Consider the following 209-nt stretch of genomic DNA (forward strand, 5'->3'; position numbering starts at 1 on the left):
GCTAAGGACGCACGGTTTTCGATATCAGTATTTCCAATATCAGGAGTTCACAAGGAAACCCTAAAGAGTGGCGCGTCCTGGAGGATTCGAACCTCCGACCGCCTGGTTCGTAGCCAGGTACTCTATCCAGCTGAGCTAAGGACGCGCAGTTTTCGATATCGGTATTCCCAATATCAGGGGTTCATAAAAGAAACCCTAAATAGTGGCGC

At 49.3% G+C, this 209-nt stretch carries 1 tRNA gene; it reads right to left on the minus strand.

The window, feature by feature from the left end:
* Nucleotides 1-68: 68 nt before the first annotated feature.
* Nucleotides 69-145: transfer RNA gene (locus tag AB4623_RS00810), tRNA-Arg, on the minus strand.
* Nucleotides 146-209 lie beyond the last annotated feature (64 nt).

This window comes from Vibrio sp. 10N.222.52.C12, assembly GCF_041474215.1.
Classification (GTDB): Bacteria; Pseudomonadota; Gammaproteobacteria; order Enterobacterales; family Vibrionaceae; genus Vibrio; species Vibrio crassostreae_C.